Here is a 19,477-nt window from a genome sequence, read left to right as displayed (position 1 = left end):
GGCCCACCAGACTAATGTCTATGTAAGCCATCTCTTTTTTAAATCTACTCTTTTACGCGTACAATTCCTTTACTTGCTTCTGTACATTATCATCTTCTAAAAACTCATCATAGGTCATTTGCTTATCAACGATACCGTTCGAAGTAATTTCGATAATCCGATTCGCAATTGTTTGCACAAATTGATGGTCATGTGAAGTGAAAATCATCGCACCTTTATATGCAATTAAGCCATTGTTAAGCGCCGTAATCGATTCAAGGTCTAAGTGGTTTGTTGGTTCATCTAATAAAAGAACGTTCGCACCGCTTAACATCATTTTCGAAAGCATGCAGCGAACCTTTTCTCCTCCTGACAATACACTCGGCTTCTTCATAACTTCCTCTCCTGAGAAAAGCATCCGTCCTAAGAAACCGCGTAAAAAGCTTTCACTTTGGTCGTTCGGAGAAAATTGGCGGAGCCAGTCAACGAGATTTTGCTCATCGCCAGTGAAATACTCACTGTTATCTTTAGGAAAATAAGCTTGTGTTGTTGTAACACCCCATTTAAATGTACCACTGTCAGGCTCAATCTCTCCTGCTAAAATTTTAAATAAAGTCGTAATCGCAATTTCATCACGGCCAACTAAGGCAATTTTATCTTCTCTATTCATAATAAAGCTGATGTTATCTAATACCTTTACACCATCAATTGTTTTCGATAAGCCTTCTACACGGAGAACATCATTACCGATTTCACGTTCTGGTGTAAAGTTCACATATGGATAACGGCGAGAAGATGGTTGAATATCATCTAACGTAATTTTATCCAATAATTTTTTACGTGAAGTCGCTTGCTTTGATTTTGAAGCATTTGCACTAAATCTGGCAATGAAGTTTTGAAGCTCTTTTATTTTCTCTTCTTTTTTCTTATTTGCTTCCTGCGCTAATTTAAGAGCTAATTGACTTGATTCATACCAGAAATCATAGTTTCCGACATAAATTTTAATTTTTGAAAAGTCTAAATCAGCAATATGTGTACAAACCTTATTTAAAAAGTGGCGGTCATGTGAAACAACAATAACCGTATTTTCAAAGTTTATTAAAAATTCCTCAAGCCATGCGATCGCATGAATATCAAGGTGGTTCGTAGGCTCGTCCAGAAGGAGAACATCAGGCTGTCCAAAAAGGGCTTGTGCCAACAGAACCTTTACCTTTTCCCCGCCGGTTAGATCAGCCATTTTCTTCGTATGAAGCTCCTCAGAAATTCCAAGTCCTTTTAACAATATAGCTGCTTCACTTTCCGCTTCCCAACCATTTAATTCAGCGAATTCACCTTCTAATTCTGCCGCCTTCATGCCATCTTCATCGGTAAAATCAGCTTTCATATAAATGGCATCTTTTTCCTGCATAACTTCATAAAGGCGTTTATGTCCCATAATAACAACCTTAAGAACTTCATGCTCTTCATATTCAAAGTGATTTTGCTTTAACACCGCCAAACGCTCGCCAGGCGCCATACTGACATCACCTGTTTGCGGTTCGATTTCACCGGAAAGTATTTTTAAAAAAGTAGATTTTCCAGCACCATTCGCACCAATTAATCCGTAGCAATTTCCCGGAGTGAATTTAATATTAACATCTTCAAAAAGCTTGCGATCACCATACCGTAAGCTGACATTTGTAACTTGAATCATGAAATATCCTCCAATACTTTAACATCTAAACAATTATAACACCGAAAGGGTTTTTTTTATACGTTCTGTATCAACAACTTTTCATATATTCAACGTTTTTTACTAGTTTATAAAACAAAATAGCTGCCTATTATTGTTTGTAATTCCTCACTATCTAGTTTCCCATCCGATGCTTCCGCATCACAATGTATAAGAAAATCAAACCGGTTGTAACAGTTGTAAGCGCCGACAGCATTGCATTAACATTTGTTACGACAAATAAAGAAGGAATATTTCCAACTACCGTATCCTCCATCGTTAGAAAAATACATAAAAACATGTTATTTGCGGCATGGGCACCAATGGAAAACTCTGAACTATTTGTTTTTATGGAAATATAAGTCCAAATGAAGCCCATTGCTAAATAATCAATCGCAACCCAAAATGCCCCGTGCTCCATTTCAGGATTTGAAAAGTGCAAGCTTCCAAAGATGCCTCCAATGATGAGCATTAAAATAATCGGGTTCTTTGTTAATTTACCTGCCCATTGCAACAAAAACCCTCTAAAAAATAATTCCTCTGAGGTTGTTTGAATAGGAACTAACAGGATTGAAGCAACTACCAGCCATGCAAATCTAGAACCTTCAAAATCATTTAACATATAATCATTTGGAAAAATGGCGTAGTCTAATAGAGCAAACAGCGCGAATAATGAAAAAGCAATCAAAAATCCATATAAAATCTTCGTCCAATTTACCTTATCATATGGTGTGATAAAGGAAATCAGTTTTCTTTTTAAAATAGTGCGTGCTGCAAGCCACATTCCAAAAACAGCCGAAATATTGACGATATGATATAGATAAAAATCCACCAATGGATCGGTAATCATCATCTCTTCTACATCAACAATGCTCGGGTTTATAAACGCTGTTATTAAAACAGCAATTAAGTATGCAATCGTTCCGATAACAAACATAAAGGCTAAAATAACCAAGAGTGACCAAAAATAACGCCAATGGCTGTTTTTCCCCTCTGACATTCTAATAAAATGTTGGCCCATCAAACCACTCCTCTAAGTTTCTATCATAATTAAAGATACCCTGATACTTCAGATTAAAAGGGCTGAAACTAATCATCAGCCCTTTCTTAAACTCCATATATTTTACTATACAAATTTTTAAAGCTTGTGATGACTTCAAAGGTCTTTTCATTTGGCACACCAAAGTCTTCAATATCCCAATATAAGCTTAAAATTGAATGACAATAACCCCATAATAAAATTCTCTCTTTATTTAGATGTAAATGCTCTACTAAAATATTTATCCTTTTTTCAATCAGTTGTTCTACTTGGTCATCCGGTAATTTATTTAACAGAAATTGAATGACATCATATTCTCGTTCACCTATTAATCCCTTTGGATCAATGACAATCCAGTCTTTTTGATTTACCGATAAAACATTGTAGTGATGGAAATCACCGTGAAGAAGGTATAAATCTTTCATTGTACTGGTCAGCCTTGAAAAAATCTCTTCCGCTTCCATCAGCATTGTTTTCGTAATAGGCCCCACACCATCCTTATGATTAAGACGTATGTTCTGAAAGTCCTTTTCCCGTTGGAAAAGTGTCTGAATGCTTGTGTTATTCGGCGGGGATTTCCATAATTTTTTCATAACCTGTGCCATGATCAATGTTGCCTCATCATCATTTTCAATAGAAGCCAGCTTATCACCTGGCGATACATGCTCTAAGATCATAATGCCTTTTTCAGCTTCCTCATAAAGAAGGCGGATAATTCCTTGACCGTTGAAATGTTTAAGGGCCTCCACTTCATTTTGAAATCCCTCATCACCAGGTACCACTAATTTAACGACAACTTTGCTTCCATCTACTCTAACTGCAGGTGCTACAAAATTATAAGATAACTCATAGGGTGGCTGGATCTTAAGCTCCCATTTTTCTTCACAATGTTTGATTAGCTGTTCAAAATGATTCAACCACGTTTGTCCATTCTCTTTATGGACCGATTTTATCGTTTTGACAAATTCATCTGGCAAATACGTCATCTTTTCACCCTTACCTAAAAATAGCTGTATTTTTTACAAAGTAATATAAGTTCGCTAGCATTTAAAAGTGGACTCCTTTACTATTTCGATACGCATTAAATAAGTCCTTTCCAGTTTTATACTAAGTTTATAAATACACTTAGGTGACATTTCTAAACTTTTAGCAGATTTTATGATAAAATTGTCTTTCAATAGGAAAAAGGAGTTCTAAATTCATGAAGTTATATACATTAATTGAATATTGTTTATTACTTGTTTTGGCAGGACTATATTTCGCCTTCCTTGGTTTTCAATCAAAAGGTGCAACCTTTATAATTGGTGTTATTTTTCTATATATCATAATTAACATCTTTTCAAAAAAACTCCTGCCCCGCTATCTTCCAGAAAATAAACAGATGTCGATATTAGTAAGTGTACTTTTGATTATTGGTACCGTATTTCTAATCATGCTTCTCCTAACACTGCTGGCCATTTAATCATTTGATTGGCCAGGTGGTTTTCCCTCATTTTGCTTACGTCTTTTCCGGATCATTAAAATCAAGATAAACAGGATGCCGCCTAAGACAACTAATATCGGCAAACTGCCAACAAGGAAGATGATAAATGCAGAGCAAGCTTGCAATAAAAAATTGACACTGTTCATAAATTGTTCCTGCGTTTTTTCCCAAGTGTTTAACTCTTTATTTTCTAAACCAGGAACGTTCACCCTATCCTCAACCAAATGAATCGTAACCGTAGCAAGGTCCACCTTATTGTTTAAGTAGTTCATTCTCCCTTTAATTTGTTCAATTTCTTCCTGCACTGCGGCCAAATCACTTGATATCTTTAGCAAATCATCAGTTTTTTCAGCCCTTTTCATAAAATCAAGCAAACGGACTTCAACGACTTGTTTTGATTTTAAACGGGCTTCGAGGTCCACAAATTCTTCGGTAACATCCTGACCTGAAATAGAACGATCAATCACCTCCGTACTCCCCTTCTCAACAGCTTGTAAAAAGGACTGAAATTGCTCCTGAGGGATTCGCACTGTAATTGTACCTTCTATCCTTTCATGTTCTCCTGTTGTATACGAATTAGATTCAACAATGTAACCATTAGCTGACGCAAGCTTCTGTTGGATCAACTCCAATGTCTTTTGATAGCTGTTTACTTCAATCGAAAGGTTTGCTGTATAGATAACCATTCGGTCACTCTGATTAAGTGTTTCTGAATTTTGTTGTTCCTTTCCTTCTACCTCTGTTTTGTCATTTGAGTTCTGGATAGCATCCTCATTAGCGATTTCCGTCTTTCCCCCTAATGCTTGAGGAGTGCTGTCTTTATCTGCCAGTTCTCCTGCAGCTTTGTCAGCCTGTTTACTTTCTTCACTGGAACTACTGCATCCGTATATTAGCCCTATTATAAGAATCGTTACGACCATCAACCATAGCTTCTTCATCCTGCCACACCCTTTGTATAATTTTCCGTTATGATTATGTAGACGTTTTACATACAAAAGGGTTACAAATTTAGGAAAAAAGCAAAGAGAAGATTTCAAAATTAAAAGGCCAGACACGACAAGCACAATCAATGACTTTGATATAACAGAAAGTCAAATTATTTGTGATTTTGGTAGGTTCTGACCTTTTTTCATTTTATTCTGTTTTACTTATATGACCAAATGGAAAGAAGATAAACTCTGATTTACCCAATATTCGATCCGACTCTATCAAGCCAAGTCCATTGCGGCTATCCATGCTATTTAAACGGTTATCACCCATAACAAAATAGCTGCCTTCTGGAACCTCTATCTCTTCAAAATCATTTGTTAGGAGCATCCCCATTTGCTGTGCTTCTTCTTTGTTACTCTCTAAATAGGGCTCGGCTATTACTTTCCCATTGACATAAACCTTTCCATTTTCTGCACTGATTTTATCTCCTGGTAAACCGATAATTCGTTTAACATAGCGTATATCTTCTTCTTTACCTTCAATGATAACTATATCCCCTTTTTCTATTTCGCCAATAAATTGCAAGGTTTTATTGACGAAAAGACGATCTCCATCCTTTAAGGTTGGGTCCATTGAAGAGCCTTCTACAAGATATGGCTCAAATAAAAAGAAACGTATAATCATTGCCAGCCCTATAGCTAAAACAATTGCTTTTATCCATTCCCAGATCTTTGATTTTGACGCCTCTGTTTCTGTTTGCGACATGATGAACCTCCTAATTTCAATGCTCTATTTCCATTATACCTATATACAATTTTATTTGCTAAAAAATTAAAAAATCCTTTATTCTTTTTTCTATTATTCTCCAAGGGAAACTAAATGGTAAGAAATAAGATTAAAATTTCAGTTTATTGTAAAAGTGGATTATTTTTAGAAAAGAATGCAACTAAATGCTTTACAAAAAGAAAAAACTGACTAAAATGAAGAGATACCTTCATTTTAATCAGTTTGTAATAAGACTTTATTCACTTACTCGTTTTTTTAATAATCCGAGCATAATAGCTGTGACAATAGCCCCAATGACAATTGCCAGCAAATAAAGCAGAGGATTGCCTTCTACTAACGGAATAACGAATGCACCGCCGTGTGGAGCTCGTAAACCATTTCCAAAGAACATTGCTAATGCACCAGCAACTGCAGAGCCTGTAACAATTGAAGGAATAACACGGCCAGGATCTGCAGCCGCAAATGGGATTGCACCTTCAGTAATAAAGGAAGCACCCATAATATAGCAAGTAATACCTGCTTCACGTTCACGTTGTGTAAATTTGCTGCGGAAGAATGTTGTTGCAAGGGCAATACCTAATGGAGGTACCATTCCACCAGCCATGACAGCTGCATGTGGTGCAAAATTACCAGAATCGATCATAGCAATCCCGAATGTAAAGGCAGCTTTATTAATTGGGCCACCCATATCAATGGCCATCATTCCACCGAGAATCAACCCAAGAAGGACTAAGTTACCTGTACCTAACCCGCCTAAAAATTCACTAATTTGTACGTTTAAGGCACTAACTGGTTTATTTACAACAAAAAACATAATCATTCCAACACCGAAAATACTAAGCACTGGATATAAGAGCACCGGTTTAATACCTTCCAATGATGAAGGTAGACCTGATAATAATTTTTTAAGCAGAACAACAATATATCCCGCTAAGAATCCTGCAATTAAACCACCTAAAAACCCTGCTCCACCTTGTGCAGCCATAAACCCGCCAACCATACCTGGAGCCAATCCGGGACGATCCGCAATACTTAACGCAATAAATCCTGCTAATACCGGAACCATTAGCCCAAATGCATTTCCGCCGCCAATCGTACTTAATGCTTCCGCAAAAGCGTTATACGATTCATGAGTTGGATCTGATGCATGGATACCAAACATAAAGGAAATCGCAATTAAAATACCACCACCGACAACAAACGGCAGCATGTTTGAAACACCGTTCATTAAATGCTTATAAATACCTGTTCTTTCTCCGCCGCGATCTTCTTTTCTTGACTCACCGCTGCCTTGATAGATCGCCGCATCTTGTTTTAACGCACGCTCAATTAATTCTTTAGGCTTACGAATCCCGTCTGCTACTGGTACGATGATGACATGCTTCCCTTTAAAACGATCCATTTCTACCTGCTTATCGGCTGCAACAATAATCGCGGTTGCTTCTTGAATTTCAGCATCTGTTAATACATTCTTCGCACCGCCAGAACCGTTTGTTTCAACCTTGATTGAGACATTCATTTCTTTTGCTTTTTCCTTTAACGCATCAGCAGCCATATACGTATGTGCAATACCAGTCGGACAAGCTGTAACTGCTAAAATTTTCCCAGAACTTGATGTGTTTTCTTCTACTTCTTCATCTTTTTCATCAAATTGATCAATAATGTTCAATACTTCGTCAGCTGTATTTGCTGCTAATAATCGGTCTCTCACTTCTTGCTTCATAAGAATGGAAGAAAGCTTGGATAACGCTTCTAAATGGGTATTGTTTGCACCTTCTGATGCAGCAATCATAAAAAATAAATAGCTTGGCTGCCCATCAAGTGCTTCATAATCAACTCCTGCCTTTGAACGTCCAAACACAATGGCTGGGTGCAAAACGGCATTTGTCTTTGCATGCGGGATGGCAATGCCATCGCCAATCCCTGTTGTGCTCTGTTGTTCACGAGCCAACACTGCACCTTCGTAGCCTGCTTTATCGGAAAGCTTGCCTGCCTTATCTAAAACATCAACTAGTTCACCGATTACATTTGCTTTTGATGTTGATTGGAGGTCAAGCTTAATCGTTTCTTTTGTCAAAAGTTCTGTAATTCTCATTGTTCTTCCCCCTCTATCCCTTCATGACTTCAACCTTTGGTAATAACTCTTCTATTTTTTCTTTTGTACAAAGCTCCATTGAGAATGCTGTAGCACTTCCTGCAGCTACACCAATTTTAAATGCTTCTTCCATTGAGTAATTTTTTTGCAGGGCACTTAAGAAACCGCCAACAACTGAATCTCCTGCACCTACGGAATTAAGAACCTTTCCTTTTGGTACATTCGCTATAAGACTTGTCCTTTCGGTAATAAGCAAGGCTCCTTTTTCTGCAAGTGAAACAATAACATGCTTTACACCTTGCTCAACCAATTTCTTTCCATATTTGAGAGCTTCTTCTACCGTTTGGATGTCTGTCTGAAACAATTCGCCAAGCTCATGATGATTTGGTTTTATAAGATACGGATTTTCAGAGATGACTTCTTTTAAAGCTTCACCAGATACATCAGCAACAACTTTGATCTGTTTATCTTTACATAAAGAGATGATCTCTTTATAAATCGATGCTGGTAATGTCCCTGGAATACTGCCTGCCAATACAACAGTATCTTCTTCAGTCATTTTTTCAAATACTGCAAAGAATTCTGCCAGCTGCTCATCCGTAATACTTGGACCGAGCCCATTTATTTCTGTCTCTACTTCTGTTTTTAATTTAATGTTAATCCTTGAATCACCGGAAACCTTTACGAAATTTGTTTGGATGTTTTCAGCACGTAAAAAATCTTCTACAAATTTGCCTGTAAAACCGCCGATAAATCCCAAAGCTTCTGTTTCCACCCCTAATCGTTGCATGACCCTGGATACATTGATCCCTTTTCCTCCAGGAAATTTTGTATCCGCAACTGTGCGGTTTAATGATCCTATTTCAAATTGGTCAACTTCTACGATGTAATCAACAGATGGATTTAATGTCACAGTATAAATCATTCATTCACGACCTTTATTGCTGTATTTTTCCCATAGGAGTTCAGGATGTCTTCGTCAATATCATCAGTAATTATTTTCGCGTCAACCAGCTCTGCTATTTTTGAAAAAGCAATCTCGCCAAACTTCGTATGATCAGCGAGAACATATTTTTCTCTTGATAACTGGAGCGCAGTCATTTTTATGGCAGCCTCCTCTGGGTCTGGTGTTGTGTACCCAAGTTCTATATGAATGCCATTAACACCTAAAAAGCATTTATCAAATCGGTAATGTTCAAGTGCTGTCATAGCTCCCCGACCAATCATGGCGCCTGTTAGAGGTTTTATAAATCCGCCAATCAAGTAAGTTTTTACCCCTTTATTCATAAGCGGTTCTATAAGGGTAAGTCCATTCGTTACAACCACAATTTCCTTGCCATTTGGAAGATATTCAACCATTTGTAGAGTCGTAGTCCCCGCATCTAAATATAAACAATCACCTTCTTCAACTAAAGAAGCAGCTTCTTGTGCAATCCTTTTCTTTTCATGAAGGTTTTTGGCTGATTTTTCAATAATATTCTGTTCCCTCAGTTTACCTTGGAGTAGTGCTGCACCCCCATGGATTCTTTTTAAATATTTTTCCTCTTCTAATTGTGTTAAATCACGTCTTATTGTTGATTCAGAAGAGTTTGTTAGCTCAACTAGCTCTTGAATCTTGACTGATTTTTTTTCTTTCAGAACATCTAAAATGATTCGATGTCGTTCAGGAGTTAACACGAATCACACCTCCATTTTTTGTAAGCGAATACAACCTCCCTTACACATTCATTATACTGTTGTGTTCAGTCAAAATCAATCATATTTTATCAAAAACTATCATCTTCCAATCACAAATAGCAAATTTCTTATATTTCTAATTGACTAGATAAGTAGAGTACACGTCCTTTGCTAAATACAATAACTCATACCTTCTGTAAAATTAAAAAATCTCCTTTCAAAACCAGCTGCTTTTAGGAATAGCAGTTGATCCAAAAGGAGATGTACGATCTTATTCATATCTAAGTGACTCAATTGGACTTAAGCGCGCTGCTTTATTTGCTGGGAGCATGCCAAACACTACACCAATTAACATCGAGAATATTAATCCGCCAACAACTACCTGCCATGAGATAAGCGGCGGCCATCCAGCAAACACCGAAACGATATTTGCAGCAACAGCACCTAGAATAATTCCAATGATTCCGCCAATTAATGTTAAGGTGACAGATTCAATTAGAAACTGGGTTAATATCTGCCGTTTTGTTGCACCTAAAGCTTTTCTAATACCGATTTCCCTTGTTCGCTCTGTAACGGAAACAAGCATGATATTCATTACACCAATCCCGCCAACAATGAGGGATATTCCTGCGATTGAGCCAATAATTAACGTCATAATAGTCGTTATCTGCCCAATTCCAGCCGCCATTTCTTCCATATTAAATACCTTGTAAGACTCTTCTGTGTTATGAGCGGTATTTAATATACGTGTCGCTTTTTCCCCAGCTTCCTTGATCACGTCAGAATCAGTCGCTTGAAGCGTCATTTGATTATATTCATTTATTCCGAAGGATGAACGAAATGTATTCCATGGCATGTAAATTTCCATCGCTCCAAAAGCGAAAAGACCTGTTGGTTTTTCCAATACTCCAACAATTTCAATAGGCTGGCCTTTTATCCAGATCACTTCACCTATTGGATCGTCATTAGCAAATAATTCTTTCCTTAGCTCATCACTTATGACACCAACACGTGTCCCTCCAATAAAGTCTGCTTCAACAAGATGTCTGCCTGACTGGATGTTTAATTGATTTACTTCGATATACGCATGATTTACCCCGTATACACTTGTATCCATTGTTTCTTCGCGATACCTGGTAGAAAATAATTCAGTAGATGATGCAACTACCTTCTTTACCTCTGGTATATTGCTTAAAGCATCGACATCATCCTGTGTGAAGGCTGCATTCATATAAGCATTTGGATTTGACATTAGCTCTTCTTCACTAGGTTCATAATATACTTCAATCGTATTTCCTGGACCTGTAATCGATGTTTTAAGTAATTGTTCCCCACCCTGACCAATAGCAACGACCAAAATAACCGAGGCGACTCCAATAATGATTCCCAGCATTGTAAGAACCGACCTCAATTTATGAGCAAGGACAGAGCTTAAGGCCATTTTTATATTCTCTACTAAACTCATGCTTTAAAATCTCCTCTCATCATCTGAGAGAATCGTTCCATCCCTAACCGTAATGATTCTCTTAGCATAATCAGCAACTTCCTGTTCATGTGTAACTAGAATTACTGTTGTGCCTTCTTTATTTAATGCTGTAAATTGCTCCATAATCGAAATGCTTGTTTTACTATCAAGTGCACCTGTTGGTTCATCGGCCAAAATAATGTTCGGCTCATTAACAATGGCTCTCGCTATCGCTACACGTTGTTTTTGACCACCTGAAAGCTCATTCGGTAAATGATTCATCCTATCAGCTAATCCTACTTTTTCCAGTGCTCGGCTTGCTCGTTCTTCTCTATCCTTTTTCTTTACCCCTGCATAAATCATAGGAAGCTCAACATTCTTTAATGCTGTCAAACGCGGCAATAATTGAAACTGCTGAAAAACGAATCCGATGGAAAGGTTTCGAACCTTTGCAAGCTCCTCATCCTTATATGAAGAAATATCTTCGTTCTTTAATAAATATGTACCTGAAGTAGGATTATCTAAACATCCTATTACATTCATTAACGTAGATTTTCCAGACCCTGAAGGGCCCATAATAGCGACAAATTCTCCATCACCAATGGAAAGATTGATATCTTTTAAAACTTCTAATGTTTCATTTCCAACTTTATAGCTTTTGGTGATAGCTGAAAGCTCGATCATTTCGTCGTCACTTCCATCCCATTCTGAAGATGATCTGGCGGATTAATGATTACGGCATCTCCATTTTTCAAACCAGATGTAATCTCCATAAATTCATCACTAGTAGCTCCGGTTATTACCTTCTTGCGAATAGCTTTTCCATCTTCGACGACATATACATAATAGTCCTCTCCGTCCTGTTTAACCGCTTCAAGAGGAACAGCTTCAACGATCCGTTTGTTCATTTCAATTTCCATTATCAGCTTAAATCCAGGTTTTGCTGCAAAATCCTTTGCATTAATGGAAACTTCTATTGGATATTGGACAGCTGAGTCTTCATTGCCAATTCCATTTTCAGTTTGTTCAGGTAATAGACTCACTTTTGTTACAATTCCCTTCCATTCTTTATCAGGAATAACGTCTGATCTTAGAACAACTGCTTGGTTTTCTGATATTTTTAATGCATCGTATTCTGAAATAACCCCTTTAACAACATATTCATCCGTATTTCCAATATGGATCATTGGTGTTTGTGAGATCCCTGCAACCGCCTCTTCATCGATAGATAGCACGGTTCCTGCGATTTCACTTTTGACGTCCAGCTGACTTAACTTCTTATTAAGGGTTTCTTTTTGAAGAAGGAGCTGTCTAGCTTCAATATCAGCTACCTTTAAATCTGTTTCTAATTGATCCTTCTCTGCTTCAACCTGTTCTTCTGCTTCCTGTTCACCAACTTGTTTCGCTAAGTCTTCTTCCTTTTCTTCCAAATTATCAATTTGGTCTTTGATTTGGTTAATTCTTAAATAAGCTGATTCAATTGAAAGTGTGTTTTGCTCTTTTTCTAATTGGAGCTGTTCATTTTCATATATTAATAAGGGGGTTCCTTTTTCAAGTCTATCTCCTGACTTAACTAGAATCTCGGACACTTCACCCTTTTCTGGATCCAAGTAGATAAAGTCCTCTTGACTTAATGAAAGTGTTCCCGGAACCATAACCTTTTCGGTGATTTCCCGTTTTTCCAGATTTATAGTGTCTACAACAGGATTTTCTTTCCTTAAAGCAGCGAATACATTTAATCCTATTAAAATAAGGATAATGAGGCCAACACCAATTGAAATCCAGATTTTTTTCTTCATTAGAACTGTGTCATCCCTTCAAATGCTCCCCCTATAGCTGCAATGATAATTCCTAATACGAAGAACACAATTGTGATAATCACCGCTGCCGGCTTAGAAAGCTTTGCTACTTTCACTAAACCCATACCTAAAACGATATAATACCAAATACTGAATACTTCAAATGTGCTAAGTACAGCTCCTAATACACCATCTGCACCTACAAGACTGTTTAAACTTGTCAGCATAATCAGCGGATCTCCATCAATAGCAAAAATAATAAGCTGATTCAATATTTGTCCAATTGTAGTAATAATACTGGTAAATATCATTAAAGAGAACATCTGCTTAAATGTAGCATCTGATTTTGCAACCTTAGCTATCGCCCAAAAAATGAGTCCAAAAAAAAGGTAACCAATTGGCGTCCCAAAAAATCCAACTAATCCTGCTCCCACAACACCAAAAATTTTAGCCATTTGCTCCTCTTCAGCAGACATTTCCATTCCAGGCATAGCGGAATAATCAATATTTAATGCTGAAAATACTGCTATAATGGTCATAACTAATGTCAATAAAATTAGTGGCAGCCAGATAACCGGCCTTTCGCGAATTCTCTCTAACTGTTCTCCAGGACTAAAAATCATTCCAAATATTGATGGTTTTTTCCTTTGAATTGTTTCTTGTTCCACTGTAACTAACCTCCAATTTATGTAGTCATTTATTAATACGCAGAGATAGGGAAATAGTTTCATAATTTATTATTTTTTCCCACACAAAAAAGACATTACCTAAAGTGATAATGTCTTTTTTTATCATGCGCTCTTTAGCTAGGATGCTTTTCATTCTTTTATTACCTATTAAGCTCCTTCATTAATGATTACATTTCTACCTTTTATTTTTAACACAATTGGAATGGTCATCCATAAAAGAGCGGCTAGGATAAAAAATAATGAGAGAGGCTGTTCAAGGAAAATCATGAAATCGCCATTAGAAGTGGTTAATGCCCTTCTCATATTGTTTTCAATCATTGGCCCTAGAACCAATCCTAAAACAAGTGGTGCGACGGGATAGTCATTCTTTGTTAGATAATAACCTGAAACACCGCAGCCGATTAATAACAATAGGTCAAATACAGTAAATTGGACAGCATATACACCAAAAATAGAAATTGCGATGATGATCGGCAATAAATATTTCGTTGGTGTCTCAATAATTTTTGCGAAAACCCTGACAAGAGGCAGGTTTAAAATAAGCAGCATCACATTGCCTATAAACATACTGGCAATCAATCCCCATGCAATCTGAGGATGATCTGTAAAAAATAGAGGACCTGGTTGAATATTATACATAATCAATGCACCCATTAAAATGGCAGTTGTACCAGACCCTGGAATCCCCAAGGTAAGCAATGGAATCATCGCTCCTCCAGAGGCTCCGTTGTTTGCGGCCTCTGGTGCAGCAACACCTTCAATCGCTCCCTGACCAAATTTACTTGGATGTTTACTGATTTTCTTTTCCATAATATAAGAAAAAAATGAAGCAAGAGTTGCCCCAGCACCTGGTAAGATTCCAATAAAAAATCCTAATAATGAACCCCTTACGATAGGGCCTGAGCTATTATTTAAGTCTTTTTTCGTCGGCAGGATCCTTTCGACCTTTGCAATCGAACCATCGTTTTTTTCTTTTTCAAGAATGGTTTTAAACACTTCGCCAAGTGCAAAAAGTCCAACCGCTACTGTTAAAAATTCAATTCCGGAATATAAGACGGGATGATCGTAAGTAAACCGCGCGACTCCGGATACATTATCCATCCCGATTGTGGCAATTAATAGCCCGACCACCGTCATGATCATCGCTTTTGTTCTGGACTTGCCGGCAAGTCCGCTCACAGCACACAACCCTAAAATCATTAACGAAAAGTACTCTGCTGGGCCAAAGGATAGAGCAACACTTGATAAAGGCTCAGCTAATAAAGTTAAGCCAATAAGAGCAATGATTCCGGCAACAAATGATCCAATAGCAGCAATCGATAAAGCAGCACCTGCTCTCCCCTGCTTTGCCATTTGATACCCATCCAATGCTGTTACAACAGAAGATGATTCTCCAGGTGTATTCAATAAGATCGATGTTGTCGAACCACCGTACATTGCACCATAATATACACCAGCTAATAAGATGATTGAACTGGCTGCTGCAGATTCCGGATCCAAACCTGAAGTTAAGGTTGCAGTTACCGGTATTAATAACGCAACCCCGCTCATAGGGCCTATCCCGGGCAACACGCCAACAGCTGTTCCGATCAACACACCAACAAAAGCAAATAATAAATTATGCCATTGTAACGCTTCTGAAAATCCATTTAAAAGAAATTGAACTGTATCCAACGTAATCACCCCGCTTTTATAACCAAATTGGCCATCCTGGTAAAGAGCCTTCCAAAACTTCTACAAATAAATAGTAAACACCGCCAGAAAAGCATGCTGCAATGACGGCAGATTTGATGAGTTGTTTCCGATCCATTACTTGGAAACAAATCAATAAAAAGAGAAAGGTCGTAAGGATAAACCCTACACTCTCAAGCAACAAAGCATAAAATAATGCTGAAATCAAGATGCTGAAAAATGGTTTATAATCCAATACCTCTTTTTCTGTAGCAGGATCTAAATAATGGAAAGTTTCATAAAATAACCTGATGCTAAGCAATATCAAGATTGCTCCCAATATAGTTGGAAATATATCAGGACCAACATTGCTCCCATAAGCTGTATCAGAAATATTTCTGCTTTCAGAAATAAAAAAGATGCCGATCATCAAATAGACAATACTTGAATAACGATCAAATGTTTTACTCATGTAGTCTGTTCACCTCCATGAAGAGGAAGGAAGAAAGCCCCCTCCGCTTCAACTAAATGTTATTTTTCCATTTCTAAAGCTGTTAATAACTCTTGAACAACGACATTTTGATCGTCTAAAAAGGTTTTAAAATCAGCAGCATTTTTGTAGGCACTTTCCCAGCCGTTTGTCTCTAATTCCTTCACCCAAGCTTCATTTTCAGAAAGCTCCTTTAACGTTTTTTCCCAATAAGCCAGTTCAACTTCCTTCATATCTTTAGCTGCAAAAACACCGCGCCATATTGTAAATTCTGCATCGATTCCCGCTTCTTTAAAGGTAGGTACCTCTGCCAATTCTTCACCTAATCTTTCTGTAGAACTTACTGCTAAGACTCTAACTTTTCCTGATTTCACATATTCACCAATCGTTGAAGCATCTGTAGCTATGATATCTGCATTTCCCCCAAGTAAAGCGGCAACTGCCTCTCCACCGCCGTCATATGAAACATACTTAACAGCTTTTGGATCAATCCCATATTTAAAAGCCGGTAATACAGCTATTAAATGATCCATTGAACCTGGGGCAGATCCACCTGCTACGGTTACTTTGGCAGGATCCGCTTTTATTGCCTCTAATGCTGAGGTTAAATCAGTAAAAGGAGAATCCTTTCTTACAACAATGGCACCATAGTCTCTCGTCAGCTGTGCAAGTGGAGTCGTATCCTTATAGCCATATGGACTATTTCCTTCTTTCTTCTCGTGATTAATTAAGATTGGTGGTGAACTAATCATTAATTTATACGGATTATTTTTTTCTTGTGTTGCAAATTCAGCCATATAAACAGCTCCACCACCACCTGGTTTGTTTTCAACTGTTATGGTTTCATTCACTAATTTCGTCTCCGTTAAAATCTTTGCTAAGGAACGGGCAGTTAAATCCCAGCCTCCTCCAGCACCAGAAGGAGCAACAATGGTAATTGGTTTTTTAGGATACGAGGAAGCGCTCTCATTTTTACTCCCTGCTTCCTGATTCCCACATGCTGCTAGCACTATAAAAAATATACCTATGATAACAAAAAAGAAGCTTTTTCTCATTCTATCCCCCCTATATTTATCTTCTCTAATTGAAAAGACAGCACTTGTAAGCGCCGTCTTAAAGGTATCAGAATGATCGATTTTTTAGAATCTTATCGTCATAAGTCCAATAAAACCTATATAAATCTTTTTGTTCATAAATTTCATAAAAAATTAATTTGAACTAGAAGCTAAACAACAGCAGCTTATTTCTGTTTCGGACGAAAATATCTTCTTTCTGGTCTACCTACATGACCATAAGCTAAATCAGCAACAATTTCTTTCTGTGATATTAAATATTCTAAATAACGTCTTGCCGTAGACCGGCTTACTCCTGACTCTTTGCTTAGGATTTCCGCCGTTATTCCTTCTTCATTTATCAAAGGAAGATAGTGGAGAATTTTATTTAATGTAAGAGGATCTATCCCTTTTGGCACTTCTTTAGTTAACGGTTCATGATCCTCCGTTCGAGCGTAAAACAACAGTTCAGTAATTTCCTCTTGTGATAAATTCTTGTTTGTGTTTAGTTTTATAAGCTTTTTTTGATAGTTTTCAAGACTATTTTTAAATCTCTCAAATATCACTGGCTTGACAATATAATCAAATACTCCGCTTCTAAGTGAGCGGCCGACAATCTCTACTTCTGATGCTGCAGTTATCATGATGATATCAATATCAGGATGGGTTTTACGAATCATCTTTGCTAATTCGGTTCCCTTTATGTCAGGTAAATAGACATCGAGTAGCACCAGCTGTGGCTCAATAATCTCTAATAATTCAAGAGCCTGCTTACCAGATGAAGCAATCGCAATCACGTCAAATCCTTCTACCTTTTTTGTAAAGCGGCTATTAATTTCTGCAATTCTTGTATCATCCTCGACAATCATTACCTCTATCTTCATAAAGTTTTCTCCTCCTTAGGTATGGTTACGATGAATAATGCTCCGCCATAATCCCCTTTTTCAATCGAAATGCTGCCATTCATCTCCTTTACAAGCTCTTTAACCCTTGATAATCCTAAACCCCGATTTCCTCCATTCTTTGTAGAAAACCCCTTCTCAAAGATAAAAGGAATTAGCTTGTCATCAATCCCTGGACCTGAATCTTCCACTTCAAATAATAGGTCCTCACCTAAATCTGTTATTAATAATCGCGCCTTACGATTGCGATATGGAGTTTCATCCATTGCTTCAAAAGCATTTGTTATGATGTTTCCTAAAATGGATACGAGATAACTATTGTCGATATGCTTAGGAAATTTTTCTAAGCTGCTTTCTCTATCAAATTGAAATGATATTTTTAATTCCTTTGCACGATTATAGAAACCTAAAATAATTCCTCCGAGCCAAGGATCTTTGATTTTTTTCATTAAAAATTGAACAAAGTCTTTGTGATTCTCCTTTTCATGATGAATAAGTTCAAGTGCTTCATCAGATGACCCAAGTTGAATTAAACCTGAAATAGTATAAAGAAGATTATTAAACTCATGTGTTTGTGCCCGCAATGCTTCCGTATAACGTTTTACCTGTGATAGCTCTTCCGTTAATTGATCAATTTCAGATTTCAAGCGAAAGCTGGAAACAACTCCGATTACGTCATTACCGAGCATAACTGGCAAACGATTTGCAATAATTTCCTTATCCTTATATTCTATTTGTCTATCTAATTGCTTTTTACCTGTTTTTAATACTTCTAAAAGTGAAGTATTTGGCATAATCGTATCAATTGATTCTCCAATTACCTGTTTTTGCTTATCTAAGGACAAAATCTCATATGCAGCTTGATTCATGATTAAGATATGCCCTTCATTATTAATGACCATAATTCCTTCTCTAACAGATTCCAATACGGCATTACGCTGCATAAGCAACGCTGCAATTTCTTCTGGTTCAAGCCCAAACATGAGTCTTTTAATTCTTTTCGCAAGCAGAAGTGATCCGACTGTTCCAATGACTAAAGCAATGAGGGCAATCCTAATGACTGGCTTAGCGTACCCAAAGACTAAATCATGTATATCTTCAATGAGAAAACCAACAGAAACGACACCAATTATCTCTCCATTCTTTCCAATGACAGGTACCTTGCCTCGTAACGAAGGGCCAAGAGAACCAGTTGCCTTTGAAACATATGACTTTCCATCCTTTAGCGCTTTTTCATTATCTCCACCCACCATCTTCTTCCCAATTCTTTCAGGAAGTGGATGGGAATAGCGAATCCCTTCCTTATTTCCAACAACAATGTACTCTGCATCAATTTGAACGCGAATCTTTTCTACAATTGGCTGAATAACCCCTGAAGGATCTTCCGTATAAAAAGCATTTTGAATTTCAGGCATTAAGGCGATCGTTGTCGCTACATGTAAAGCCCTCTTGCTTAGTTGCTTTTCAACCGTCGTTGATAAAATCTGAAAATACAACAAGCTGCATAAAAGGACAATGAGCAAAATAAGGCCAATTGCAAAAATGTTGATACGATCATGAAGTTTAACCTTCCAAAATTTTTTCATTGCATCACCTCCATTTTAGTAATCGCTTACAATTTTACCCCCTAACTTATGTATAATAAATATCATAAAGAAAACTTGCCGACTGGCGAGCCTGAAAGGCGAAGCATGATGAGTAGTTGCGCT

General features: G+C 37.4%; 18 protein-coding genes. 1 reads left to right on the top strand and 17 read right to left on the bottom strand.

The genetic code is table 11. From position 1 onward, the window contains the following. Window positions 1–52: 52 nt before the first annotated feature. From Q1B07_RS00390 to Q1B07_RS00380, 3 genes are all read right to left on the bottom strand, one after another. Window positions 53–1,672: an ATP-binding cassette domain-containing protein gene (locus tag Q1B07_RS00390; RefSeq protein WP_299086822.1), complete on the bottom strand. Its 1,620-nt coding sequence runs from the start codon at window positions 1,670–1,672 to the stop codon at window positions 53–55. Window positions 1,673–1,826: 154 nt separating this feature from the next. Further along, window positions 1,827–2,711 (bottom strand): CPBP family intramembrane glutamic endopeptidase, encoded by an 885-nt coding sequence (locus tag Q1B07_RS00385; RefSeq protein ID WP_299086820.1) that lies wholly within the window; start codon window positions 2,709–2,711, stop codon window positions 1,827–1,829. Between the two features lie 86 nt (window positions 2,712–2,797). After that, a complete protein-coding gene (locus tag Q1B07_RS00380) occupies window positions 2,798–3,715 on the bottom strand; it encodes an aminoglycoside phosphotransferase family protein (RefSeq protein ID WP_299086818.1) in 918 nt (305 codons plus the stop codon). 215 nt (window positions 3,716–3,930) lie between these two features. On the opposite strand from Q1B07_RS00380, the gene Q1B07_RS00375 reads away from it, so the two are divergent. After that, complete coding sequence (locus Q1B07_RS00375) at window positions 3,931–4,191, top strand: hypothetical protein (RefSeq protein WP_299086816.1); 261 nt, start codon at window positions 3,931–3,933, stop codon at window positions 4,189–4,191. On the opposite strand, the gene Q1B07_RS00370 is transcribed toward Q1B07_RS00375, so the two are convergent. From Q1B07_RS00370 to Q1B07_RS00305, 14 genes are all read right to left on the bottom strand, one after another. Next, complete coding sequence (locus tag Q1B07_RS00370; protein WP_299086814.1) at window positions 4,188–5,150, bottom strand: DUF4349 domain-containing protein; 963 nt, start codon at window positions 5,148–5,150, stop codon at window positions 4,188–4,190. The genes Q1B07_RS00375 and Q1B07_RS00370 overlap by 4 nt on opposite strands. Window positions 5,151–5,346: 196 nt before the next feature. After that, on the bottom strand, window positions 5,347–5,907 hold the full coding sequence (gene lepB / locus Q1B07_RS00365) for a signal peptidase I (RefSeq protein ID WP_299086812.1): 561 nt from the start codon (window positions 5,905–5,907) through the stop codon (window positions 5,347–5,349). A 256-nt stretch (window positions 5,908–6,163) separates the two neighbouring features. Next, entirely contained in the window at window positions 6,164–8,023 is a 1,860-nt protein-coding gene (locus Q1B07_RS00360) for a PTS fructose transporter subunit IIABC (protein ID WP_299086810.1), read from the bottom strand. Window positions 8,024–8,036: 13 nt separating this feature from the next. Continuing rightward, the gene (gene pfkB / locus Q1B07_RS00355) at window positions 8,037–8,948 is read right to left on the bottom strand and encodes a 1-phosphofructokinase (RefSeq protein WP_299086808.1); all 912 of its coding nucleotides are present in this window, start codon (window positions 8,946–8,948) and stop codon (window positions 8,037–8,039) included. After that, complete coding sequence (locus Q1B07_RS00350; protein ID WP_299086807.1) at window positions 8,945–9,700, bottom strand: DeoR/GlpR family DNA-binding transcription regulator; 756 nt, start codon at window positions 9,698–9,700, stop codon at window positions 8,945–8,947. Before Q1B07_RS00350 ends, pfkB begins: the two co-directional genes overlap by 4 nt. Before the next feature lie 271 nt (window positions 9,701–9,971). Beyond that, window positions 9,972–11,165, bottom strand: coding sequence for an ABC transporter permease (locus Q1B07_RS00345; RefSeq protein WP_299086805.1), 1,194 nt, complete (start codon window positions 11,163–11,165; stop codon window positions 9,972–9,974). A gap of 3 nt (window positions 11,166–11,168) precedes the next feature. Continuing rightward, window positions 11,169–11,849, bottom strand: a complete 681-nt coding sequence (locus Q1B07_RS00340) for an ABC transporter ATP-binding protein (RefSeq protein ID WP_299086803.1) — start codon at window positions 11,847–11,849, stop codon at window positions 11,169–11,171. Continuing rightward, a complete protein-coding gene (locus Q1B07_RS00335) occupies window positions 11,846–12,964 on the bottom strand; it encodes an efflux RND transporter periplasmic adaptor subunit (RefSeq protein ID WP_299086801.1) in 1,119 nt (372 codons plus the stop codon). The genes Q1B07_RS00340 and Q1B07_RS00335 overlap by 4 nt, the downstream gene beginning before the upstream one ends. Beyond that, window positions 12,964–13,632 (bottom strand): Yip1 family protein, encoded by a 669-nt coding sequence (locus Q1B07_RS00330; RefSeq protein ID WP_299086797.1) that lies wholly within the window; start codon window positions 13,630–13,632, stop codon window positions 12,964–12,966. Before Q1B07_RS00330 ends, Q1B07_RS00335 begins: the two co-directional genes overlap by 1 nt. Window positions 13,633–13,800: 168 nt before the next feature. Then, on the bottom strand, window positions 13,801–15,327 hold the full coding sequence (locus Q1B07_RS00325) for a tripartite tricarboxylate transporter permease (RefSeq protein ID WP_299086796.1): 1,527 nt from the start codon (window positions 15,325–15,327) through the stop codon (window positions 13,801–13,803). Between the two features lie 16 nt (window positions 15,328–15,343). Beyond that, window positions 15,344–15,796, bottom strand: a complete 453-nt coding sequence (locus Q1B07_RS00320) for a tripartite tricarboxylate transporter TctB family protein (RefSeq protein WP_299086794.1) — start codon at window positions 15,794–15,796, stop codon at window positions 15,344–15,346. A gap of 59 nt (window positions 15,797–15,855) precedes the next feature. Further along, window positions 15,856–16,869 carry a tripartite tricarboxylate transporter substrate binding protein gene (locus Q1B07_RS00315; RefSeq protein WP_299086793.1) on the bottom strand — a complete coding sequence of 338 codons (1,014 nt, stop codon included), beginning with the start codon at window positions 16,867–16,869 and terminating at the stop codon, window positions 15,856–15,858. A 185-nt stretch (window positions 16,870–17,054) separates the two neighbouring features. Beyond that, window positions 17,055–17,750 (bottom strand): response regulator, encoded by a 696-nt coding sequence (locus Q1B07_RS00310; RefSeq protein WP_299086792.1) that lies wholly within the window; start codon window positions 17,748–17,750, stop codon window positions 17,055–17,057. Beyond that, window positions 17,747–19,354, bottom strand: a complete 1,608-nt coding sequence (locus Q1B07_RS00305; protein ID WP_299086790.1) for a sensor histidine kinase — start codon at window positions 19,352–19,354, stop codon at window positions 17,747–17,749. The genes Q1B07_RS00310 and Q1B07_RS00305 overlap by 4 nt, the downstream gene beginning before the upstream one ends. Window positions 19,355–19,477 lie beyond the last annotated feature (123 nt).

This window comes from uncultured Metabacillus sp., from assembly GCF_947503125.1.
In the GTDB taxonomy this organism is placed as follows: Bacteria; Bacillota; Bacilli; order Bacillales; family Bacillaceae; genus Metabacillus.
This window is presented reverse-complemented; position numbering and strand designations above follow the sequence as displayed.